The sequence below is a fragment of the Nitrospinota bacterium genome, from assembly GCA_016217735.1.
In the GTDB taxonomy this organism is placed as follows: Bacteria; Nitrospinota_A; UBA7883; order JACRGQ01; family JACRGQ01; genus JACRGQ01.
Map to the genome: position 1 here is coordinate 36,893 of JACRGQ010000048.1, position 10,167 is coordinate 47,059.

6 protein-coding genes are annotated in these 10,167 nt (G+C 60.5%); 4 read left to right on the forward strand and 2 right to left on the reverse strand.

The window, feature by feature from the left end:
• Nucleotides 1–2 precede the first annotated feature (2 nt).
• Nucleotides 3–2,636, reverse strand: coding sequence for an alanine--tRNA ligase (gene alaS, locus HZA03_08170; protein ID MBI5637928.1), 2,634 nt, complete (start codon nucleotides 2,634–2,636; stop codon nucleotides 3–5).
• A 66-nt stretch (nucleotides 2,637–2,702) separates the two neighbouring features.
• Nucleotides 2,703–3,773: a magnesium/cobalt transporter CorA gene (corA, locus tag HZA03_08175; GenBank protein ID MBI5637929.1), complete on the reverse strand. Its 1,071-nt coding sequence runs from the start codon at nucleotides 3,771–3,773 to the stop codon at nucleotides 2,703–2,705.
• Between the two features lie 111 nt (nucleotides 3,774–3,884).
• Between corA and HZA03_08180 the strand changes: the two genes are divergently transcribed.
• From HZA03_08180 to HZA03_08195, 4 genes are all read left to right on the forward strand, one after another.
• Complete coding sequence (locus tag HZA03_08180; protein MBI5637930.1) at nucleotides 3,885–4,640, forward strand: hypothetical protein; 756 nt, start codon at nucleotides 3,885–3,887, stop codon at nucleotides 4,638–4,640.
• Nucleotides 4,637–5,959: an O-antigen ligase family protein gene (locus tag HZA03_08185; GenBank protein ID MBI5637931.1), complete on the forward strand. Its 1,323-nt coding sequence runs from the start codon at nucleotides 4,637–4,639 to the stop codon at nucleotides 5,957–5,959. The genes HZA03_08180 and HZA03_08185 overlap by 4 nt, the downstream gene beginning before the upstream one ends.
• A gap of 159 nt (nucleotides 5,960–6,118) precedes the next feature.
• Nucleotides 6,119–7,864 (forward strand): PAS domain S-box protein, encoded by a 1,746-nt coding sequence (locus HZA03_08190; GenBank protein MBI5637932.1) that lies wholly within the window; start codon nucleotides 6,119–6,121, stop codon nucleotides 7,862–7,864.
• Nucleotides 7,865–8,075: 211 nt separating this feature from the next.
• Nucleotides 8,076–10,061, forward strand: coding sequence for a PAS domain S-box protein (locus tag HZA03_08195; GenBank protein MBI5637933.1), 1,986 nt, complete (start codon nucleotides 8,076–8,078; stop codon nucleotides 10,059–10,061).
• The last annotated feature ends 106 nt before the right edge of the window (nucleotides 10,062–10,167 follow it).

The window sequence follows — 10,167 nt, forward strand, 5'->3', positions numbered from 1 at the left end:
CGTCAGCCGAGCATTTTTTCCACGATGCCGGAGACGGCGCGAAGCGCGTCGTCCAGCTTGGTTCCGTCCGGGCCGCCCGCCTGCGCCATATCGGGCCGTCCCCCGCCGCCGCCGCCGGTGATGGCGGCCGCTTCTTTCACGATGGCCCCGGCCTGCAGCTTGCCCACGAGGTCTTTGGTGACGCCGATGCAGATCGCCGCCTTGCCGCCGCTCACGCAGCCCGCGGCGATAACGCCGGAGCCGATTTTCACTTTCATCTCGTCCACCAGTTCGCGCAGCGAGCCGCCGTCCATCTCGCCAAAATTGCGGAACCGCACCTTGACCCCTTTAACCTCGCGCTCTTCGCCGGCCGCTTCGCCCCCGGCGCCGCCGCGCGCTTTTTCGTTTTGCAGCTTCTTGACGGTTTTTTCCAGTTCCTTGCCCTTGTCGAGCAGTTTTTGCACCCGGTCGGGCGCGTCTTCGGGGCGGCACTTCACCATGCCGGATACTTCTTTCAGCTTCGCTTCCAACTCGGCGAAATACTCGAACGCCTTTTCGCCGGTGACCGCCTCGATGCGGCGGATGCCGGCGGCGACGCCGGTTTCGGCAATGATTTTAAACACGCCGATCTGGCCGGCGCTGGCGGCGTGCGTGCCGCCGCAGAGTTCTTTCGAGAAGCCGGGCATTTCCACCACGCGCACGGACGCGCCGTACTTTTCGCCGAACAGCGCGGTCGCCCCGCCGTCCATCGCCTTTTCCACATCCATCTCCACGGTGGCGACCGGCAGGTCTTCCCGTATCATCCGGTTCACGATGTTCTCGACTTCGCGCAACTCTTCGTGCGTGGTGGCTGTGTAGTGCGAGAAGTCGAAGCGGAGCCGCTCGTGGTTCACCGCCGAGCCGGACTGCTTGACGTGCTCGCCCAGCACCTGCCGCAGGGCGGCCTGCAGCATGTGCGTGGCGGTATGGTTGCGCCGGGTGGCGGCCCGCTCGTCGCCATACAGCTTCGCGTGGACGCGCTGCCCGGCCTTGAATTCGCCGTCCATCACCTCCACAACGTGCGCGGTCATGTCGAGCGCCTTCCGGGTATCGATCACGCGGGCCATGCCGCTGTCGGCCTCGATGACGCCGCGATCCCCCATCTGGCCGCCCGATTCGGCGTAGAACGGGGTCTTATCGAGGATGATCTCGCCTTTGTCCCCTTTCGCCAAGCGGTCGGCGCGGGCGTCCCCTTTTATCAAGACTTTCACCACGGCGTCTTCTTCCGCCGAGGCGTAACCGGTGAAGACGGTCTTTTCGGTATCCAGCCCCTTGTACTTGGCGGGCGTTTCGGCGGCGGCGTGTTTGGCCCCCTTGCGTGCCTGCTCGCGCTGGCTTCCCAGCTCGGCGTCGAACTCCGCCTTGTTGAATCCGAGGCCGGCGTCGTGTATCACGTCCCCCGCGAGATCAAGCGGAAAGCCATAGGTGTCGTACAGCTTGAATATCTCTTTGCCGTCCACATACGCGCTCTTCTTGGCGCGGGCGCTGTCGATGATGTCGTGCAGTATCTTCAGGCCGGTTTCAAGCGTCCGCCCGAAGCGCTCCTCTTCGCTCTTGATGATTTTCGCCATCGTCCCTTCCGCCTCGCGCAGTTCGGGATAGGTCTCCTTGAAGTTGTCGATCACCGAGCCGATGACCTGGTAGAGGAACGGTTCGGACGCCCCCAGCATCTTGCCGTGGCGCATGGCGCGGCGCATCAGGCGGCGCAGCACATAGCCGCGGTCGTCGTTGCTGGGCAGAATGCCTTCGGTGATGAGGAACGCGGCGGCCCGCGTGTGATCGCCGATGACGCGGAACGAGATATCGCTCTCGCGGTTGAGGCCGTACTGTTTGCCCAGCACGTCTTCGGCGCGGGCGATCACTGGGCGGATAAGGTCGGTATCGAAATTGGAATCGACGTCCTGCAAAACCGAGGCAAGCCGCTCCAGCCCCATGCCGGTATCGATGCAGGGTTTTGCCAGCGGCGTCATGCCGCCGTCGGCGGCGCGGTTGTACTGCATGAAGACGAGGTTCCATATCTCTTCGTAGCGGTCGCAGTGGCAGGCCACGTTGCACTCCGGGCGGCCGCACCCTTTGGCGGGGCCGTTATCGATGTGTATTTCGCTGCACGGGCCGCAGGGGCCGGTGGGTCCCATGCTCCAGAAGTTGTCTTTTTCCCCCAGCGCGACGATGCGGTCTTGCGGCACGCCGGCGATTTTTTGCCAGATTTTGCCGGCCTCGTCGTCTTTCTCGTATACGGTGATCCACAGCTTGTCCGCCGGAATTTTCAGCACGTCGACGAAGAATTCCCACGCGAACGCGATGGCGTCTTCCTTGAAGTAATCGCCGAAGGAAAAGTTCCCCAGCATCTCGAAGAACGTGTTGTGGCGGCGGGTGCGGCCCACCTCTTCGAGGTCGTTGTGCTTGCCCGAAACGCGCAGGCACTTTTGCGAGGTTACGGCGCGGGTGTAGTCGCGCGTTTCCTTGCCGATGAACAGGTCCTTGAACTGGACCATGCCCGAATTGGTGAACAGCAGCGTCGGGTCGGCCGACGGGACGAGGTTGGAGCTGCGCACCAGCCGGTGCTGTTTCGAGACGAAGTAATCGATGAACAGCTTCCGCAGTTCATTGCCGCTAATCCGCTTTTTCATAGCCCCTTACCATACCAGAATACGGGGGCCGATAAAACCGTTTTGCGTCCGCGTTTACAGCCAGCGGTTTTTGCGGAAATAGTAGAGCATCACCCCGGTGACGGTGAAACAGATGGCCCAGAACGTGGCGTAGCCGTAGTGCCAGTCCAGTTCGGGCAGATGTTTAAAGTTCATGCCGTACACCCCCGCCAAAAAGGTGAGCGGGATGAAGATGGTGGCGATGATGGTGAGTATCTTCATCACCTCGTTCGTCCGGATGCTCATGCTGGTGAGGTGGATGTCCATCAGCCCCGACAGGGTATCGCGGAACGTTTCAATGGTGTCGATCACGAGATTGGTGTGGTCGTAGAGGTCGCGCAGGTATACGCGCGTCCCTTCATGGAACAGTTGCCCCCCGCTGCGTCCGACAATCCCCACGCTGTCGCGCAACGGCCACACCGATTTGCGCATTTCGATCAGCGCCTGCTTGAGGCTGTGCAACGGCCCGATAACATCCCCCGCATCCCCTTCGGTTATCGAGTCTTCAAGGAGGTCCATGTCCTCCTCCAGTTCCTCAAGGCGCACCAGATAGCTGTCCACAATGGAGTCCAGCAGCGTATACGCCAGGTAGTCCGGCCCATGCCGCCGCACGCGCCCTTTGTCGCGGCGGATGCGGTCGCGCACCGGCTCCAGCACCGCGCTTTTGCGTTCTTCAAACGAGATCACGAAACCGTGCCCCAATATGATCGATACCTGCTCCGCCCCCAGTTCCGCCGTGGCTTCATCGAACTGGAACGTCTTGAGAACGATGTACAGATAATCGCCGTAGTCTTCCACTTTGGGGCGCTGGCTGGTGTTGAGAATGTCTTCGATGACGAGGGGATGCAGGCCGAAGGCGGTGCAGAGCTTTTCAATCACCTCGACATCGTGAATGCCGACGACGTTGATCCAGGTGACGGTCGGCACGTCGCGGAACGGCGCGCAATCGTCCACGGAGGCGATCTTCGTTTCGGTATACTGCTCGGCGTTGAAATCGAAGATGGTTATGCCGGTGACGGCGCTGTGCTGTTCGCCGATATGCACCAATTCGCCGGGGGCCAACCCCGCCGACCGCGAAGGGCTTTTGTAGCTCCTGTTCAACGCCATACTTCCCCTTAAACGCCAGATTTTTTTACACGATAACATAGCCGCCGCCTGTTCGCCAACAAGCCCGCGCGGGCGCGCCCGCGGTTAAGGTAGAATGGGGGCCGGACCGAAATGAAAGGATCGATGAAAAACCGGATCGCCGCCGCCGCGCTCGCCCTTGCCTTTGCGGGCATCGCGTTTTTCCTGTTCCAGCGGCAGGTGGGCGAAGTGTACTTGAAGAGCGGCAAACGCCTCCACGAAGGAAACAATCCCGGCGCGGCGGAACTGCTGCGCCCGGCATCACGGTACGCGTGCGCCAACCCCGCGGCGCATCGCTTCCTGGCCGCCGCCCTGCAAAAAGAGGCGATGGCGGCCTCCGGCTCCGATGCGCGGCTGCCGCTGATCGAAGGGGAAGCGGCCCTTAAAAACGCGCTCGCCATCCGCGCCGATGGCGCCGCCCTGATGCTGCTGGGACAAAACCGGGCGCTGGATGGAAGGTTCGACGACGCGCTGGAGGCTTACAACGCCGCCTTTTTCCTGTCACAAAAAGCGGCCGACGCCGAGGGATGGAACGATCTGCGCCAGTACCAGCCCGCGGCCGCGCGCGCCGCCTTCGGGCGGGGAGCGCTCGGCCCCCCCCTCATCATTGCGTATAACCACTTTTCCGGTTACGCGCCGTTCGCCCCGAAAAACGCCGTCACGGAACTGCTGGAATCATTCTTTAAAACCGTGCCGCCGGAACGGTGGCGGGGGGCCGCCATCGATAGAGACGGGCCGGCGCTGAAAACGCCGTTCGCCGCGCGCGACGCCGGCCGGAAGCGCGAGATAATCGACGCGCTGCGGCGGGAAAACTTTGGCTTTCTGGCCGATTATCTGGAGGGGGCGTGACCATCATCCGGCTGCGCGAATGGCTGCTCAAAGGGCTGTTGCTCCTGTCACCCATCGCCTATGTGCCGTGGGCGGACGAGCCATACCGCGCCTTCCGCGAAGAGCTGTTCCAACTGGCGGGAGCGGGAGTATTGCTGCTCTGGCTCCACGGGCGCATCACCCGCGAAGAAGGAGGTTCCCTCTCCCCGCACGGCCTCACAACCGATTTCATCCTGTTCGTCTGCGGCGCGGCGGCGCTGCTCCTGTCGCTGTCGCTGAACGGCGGCAGTCCTTCCGCCGTCATTAACGTGGCTCTGGGGGGCATCCTGTTCCTCGCCTTTTGCAACGCCATCACGGCGGAAACCGCATTTGAATGGACGAAGCGGTTCATCATTGCCGCGGTGTTCAACGGCGTGCTGGGCATCGCGCAATACGCCGGGTACGACCCGTTCTTCCAGAGCCTCGATCCCGCGTTTCACAATATTTACCGCCGCTATCTGGTAGCCGGCTTCATGGACAGCCCGAACATGCTGGCCCCTTTTCTCGCCTCGTTCGTGCCGCTGGCCTACGCCTTTTTCATGCTTGGCTCCACACGGCGCGATACCGTGGCATGGACATTGCGGGGCATTTTTCTGCTTGCGCCGATAGCCTTCACGCAAAACCTCGGCGCCCTTCTGGCGCTTGGCGCGGTGCTGGGGGCGATGCTTTTGTACTTCACCCTGCGCCGTCCGGCGGAGGGGAATAAAGCGGCCGCGCCCAAGCTGGCGGCAAGCTGGGCGATGGCGCTGCTGCTTATCGCCGTGGCGGCAACCGCCTATGCCCGGCAGGACGATACCACCAAACTGCTCAAGCGGCATTCGATGGACGAACGGCGGATGCAGAATGAAGCCTGCCTGATGATGTTCCGGGGCGCGCCGCTTATCGGCAAGGGGCCGGGCTTTTTTTACGCGCACTTCGAGGAATACCGCCGCGCCGTCTGGTTCGACGCCCCTCCCCTGCGCCTGCCGGACCGCCCCGCGCACCAGGCGCACAACGACTATCTCCAGCTTCTGGCCGAAGGGGGGCTGTTGGCGGCGCTCCCCTTTGGCCTCCTGCTGCTTCTATGGATGTACCGCCACGGCGCGGCGCTTCTCCGCCGCGGCCGCCACCCCCTCCCGCGCCCGAACGCGCCGCTGCTGCCCGGCGCCATCGGCGGTTTTTGGGTGATCGCGCTCAACGGGGCGGGGAACTTCCCCTTCCACATCGCGCCGCTTGCCGTTACCGCGCTCTTCTGGGCGGCGGTGGCGGCGGTACTGATGAAAGCGCACTCCCCAAATGACAAGGGATCGACGGCATCCTGAGTCTGCTTCATATCATTGTAAGCGAAAGCTTTGTCATTCTGAGCGCAGCGAAGAATCTATTTCCGGAAAGAGATCCTTCGGTCGCCAACGCTCCCTCAGGATGACCGGAGTTTTGGAACAAATTGTTTTCACCAGGAAGAGATGGGCTAAAATGCACCCATGAGGGAAAAAGACGATGTTCGGCAATCCGCCGGGATAAAGCGCGGTGCGGAATCCGCAGGCCCGGTTTACCCTTCGCCGGCGAGGCTTTTATTCCTCGTCGTCACCTCGATATTTTCCGTCGAAATCGCCTACATGCTTTTTCTGCACAGGTTTCTGCCGCTCTCGCCTTTTCAGGAAGCATTGCTGGACGCCTCCACGCTTGTTTTGCTAGTCACGCCCGCGCTGTACTTCTTCATTTACCGCCCCTTCGTTATCCATATAGAGGAACACAAAAAATCCGGGGAAGCCCTGCGCGGAAGCGAAGAGCAGTTCAGGGGCATCTTCGATTATTCAAAGGTGGGCGTCAACGTGCTGGGCCCCGATTACAAATACATGAAGGTCAACAGGGCATTTTGCGACATGATCGGCTACTCCGAAAAGGAACTGCTGGCGCACGATTTCAAGGGAATCACCCATCCCGGCGACATCGAGCCAAATTTGGTTCTTTCTAAAAAACTGCGCGCCGGCGAAATCGATTTCTTCCACCTGGAAAAAAGATACATCCACAAAAACGGCGGCATCGTCTGGGGCGATCTCACCGCTTCATCGGTGCGGGCGGAAGACGGAACGCTGCGGTACGTAATCGCCATTATCCAGGATATAACCGAGCGCAAGGAGGCGGAGCAGGCCCTCCTTGAGGCGAAAGAAAAAGCTGAAGAAGCCACGCGGCTCAAGGACAAGTTCGTCGCGCTGGTATCGCACGACCTGAAAACCCCGCTGACCTCGATGATCGGATTTTTGAAATTGGTGCGGCATGACGGCGCCGAACCGTTAAATGAGGGCGCAAAACTGATATTGGACAGGGGAATAGAATCCGGCAGACAGATGGTCTCCCTCATCGACGACCTGTTGACCATCAGCAGGTTCAAAACAGGCCAACTGAAACTCAACAAACAGTTCTTCGACGCCAGATATCTGGGCGCGAAGATGGCCGCCGATTATTCCCACCTCGCCCGGCAAAAGGGAATTAAAATGGAAAATGCGATACCGGAAAACAGCCGCATTTACGGGGATAAGACGCTGCTGGCCGAGGCGGTCCAAAACCTCGTAACCAACGCCATAAAGTTCTGCTCAAGCGGCGACCGGATAACCATCTCCCTCGCGGCGGAAAGCCCGTCAACCGTTTGCGTCCGCGATACCGGCCCGGGCATCCAGCCGGATTTGCTTAAGCATATTTTCGATTACGATAAAAAAACCTCCACGCCGGGAACCGCCGGTGAAATCGGCACCGGTTTCGGCCTGCCGCTGGTCAAAGACATCATTGAGCTGCACGGAGGGGATCTGGAGGTCGACTGCACCCCCGGCAACGGGTGCCTCTTCTGCCTGAAGCTGCCGCACGTCAGCCCCAAAATCCTGCTGGTGGACGACGACAGGAATTTCCGGTATCTGCAAATACTCCTTCTGAAGGATATGAATGCCACCATCATCGAGGCGGAAAATGGGGAGGAAGCGCTGGATATGATGGCGGCCGTGCGCCCGCATTTGATCATCACCGACATCAAGATGCCGGTCATGGACGGGCTTGAACTTTTAAGAAATGTTAAAGGCCGTCCCGACATGGCGGATATTCCGGTGATCGCGGTCAGCGGCGAATTCGGCATGGAGATACGGGATACGGTCTTCAAACTGGGCGCGGATGATTTCATCACTAAAAAAATCGACAAGGTCGATTTCCTCCCGCGGGTCAGGCGGTTCATCGGATAAATTCATTTCCAAACCGCACGCCGAACCTGGAGATGGAGAGGATGTACCCGCTGATACTTTGGGGTCATGGACAAATTGTCATAACGCGTATAGCATAAATGGCTGACTTCCGAATTTCCGAGATTTCCGAGGGCAAAACATGGCGCAATCGATACCTTTGACCGGCAGTATCCCCATATCATCCAGTGGGGGGGCGGCGGACAATTCCCGCTTGGCCCGGCTGTTCGAGGCCCTCTCGGAAATTCTCGGCATCGCCGTCCTGCTCCTCGGAATTTCCGTCATCGCGGGATGGCTGTTCGACGTCACGTTCCTGAAAAGCATTCTTCCGGGTTTGCCGGCCATGAAGGTAAACCTCGCGGCCGGTTTCATTTTGCTTGCGGCATCGGTCTGGATGATCCAGATAAAAAGAATGCATAATCCGGCCTTCCGCCTGGCGGCGCGCCTCTGTTCCTCCACGGCCATTCTGATAGGGGTACTTACCCTCGTTGAATACCTTGCGGGATGGAACATCGGCATCGACCAACTGTTGATAACGGAAAGCCCCGGCGCGCTGTTTAACACGCATCCCGGACGGCCCTCCCCGCTGGCGGCGCTGAACCTGGTTTTGGCGGGTACGGCCATCCTGGCTGTCGACGCGCGGGCATGGCGCGGAATCCAGCCCGGCCATGCCGCGCTGCTGGTGGCCGGGGTAACGTCGCTGCTCACGTTCATCGGCCACATCAACGGCGTTCCCCATTTCCTCCATTTTATTCCCGAAAGCTCGGCGATAGCCTTTCACGCCACAATCGGCTTTCTGGCGCTGACGGCCGCCATCCTGTTTGCCCGCCCCGCCAACGGCCTCACCGCCATCCTGATAAGCGATACGGCGGGCGGCGTCCTTGCGCGGCGCGTGCTCCTTCCGTCCATCGTCATCATGCCTGTCCTCGACTATGCCGTTACCGCCAGCATGAATGCGGGGTTTCTGGACATCGCCAGCGAAGAAGCGATACATACCACATGGTTGATGGTGTTTTTCACCGGCATTATCGTCGTTACCGCCAAGCTCCTCGAAAAAACCGACATCCGCCGGACGCAAGCCGAAGCCGAAAGCGCGCGGCTGGCAACCGCCGTGAAATACGCCGGCGACGCGGTGGTCATCACCGGCGCCAACGGGCTGATCGAATACGCCAACCCGGCATTTGAGCTGATCACCGGCTACCGCGCCGATGAGGTCTGCGGGAAAAACCCGCGGATTCTCAAAAGCGGCCGCCATGACCGCGCCTTCTACGAAGACCTCTGGCGGGCGGTTAACGCGGGGCTGATCTGGCGCGGACGGCTCGTCAACCGCAAGAAGGACGGGTCGCTGTATGAGGAAGACATGACCATCTCCCCCATTACGGACGCGTCCGGCGCCATCCTGAACTTCGTCGCGGTCAAACGCGATGTCACCCGCGAGGCGACTTTGCAAAAATCACACGCCTATTTCACCACCATCGCTTCGCATGAACTCCGCACGCCGCTGACGAACCTGCGATTGGTGGAAACGCTGCTCAGGGAGATCGAAATCGCCGGCCCCATGGGCGCGCGGATCGAGTATGTGCGCGGCGCGCTGCTCAAAACGATGGCGTCGTTCGACCGGGTCGTCAATGCCACCACGCTGATCGCGGACATGGCCTGGACCGGCGCCGAAAAATGTTTTACATACGATCCCATCCACCGCAACCTTTCCAAGGCGCTGGAACACGCGCGGGCCAATCTCGATGGGGAACGGCGGAACATCAGGATAGAAGCGGACATGTGGGACATCCCGCATCACGCCACCGTGCGGGGAAACCGCGCAATGATCCAGCAGGCGCTGGACGAGGTGCTTTCCAACGCCGTCAAATTCACGCCGGACGGCAAAACCATCCGCGTCCGGAGACACATCAGCGGCGGCTTGGTTCATATCGAAGTGGCCGACGAAGGGGATGGGATACCGGCGGACAAGTTGCGGGATGTGCTTATCCCCTATTACTCCCTCGAAAACCCGCTTCACCACTCGACGGGCCGTTACAAAGTCCGCGGCGGCGGCATGGGGCTGGGACTCACCATCGTCAAACTTATAATGGAGCACCACAGTGGCACGCTCACAATCGGCAGCCGGACCGATGGCGCGGGAACGTCGGTTGTCTTGAGCTTCCCCCTCGCTTCGGATGAGAACCCGCCGGTCGCCGCGTAAACCATCCGCGCCAACCTCCCTCCCCCCCCGGTAGGTCACACTTTCCCGGGCTGTTGCCCAAATCACTCCCGCCCATAAACCCAAATTAACAAGTTAGCAAAAACAA

Excerpts from the sequence above, each read along its gene's own strand:
- corA (MBI5637929.1), bottom strand. The coding sequence starts at position 3,773 with ATGGCGTTGAACAGGAGCTACAAAAGCCCTTCGCGGTCGGCGGGGTTG.
- HZA03_08180 (MBI5637930.1), top strand. The coding sequence starts at position 3,885 with ATGAAAGGATCGATGAAAAACCGGATCGCCGCCGCCGCGCTCGCCCTT.
- HZA03_08190 (MBI5637932.1), top strand. The coding sequence starts at position 6,119 with ATGAGGGAAAAAGACGATGTTCGGCAATCCGCCGGGATAAAGCGCGGT.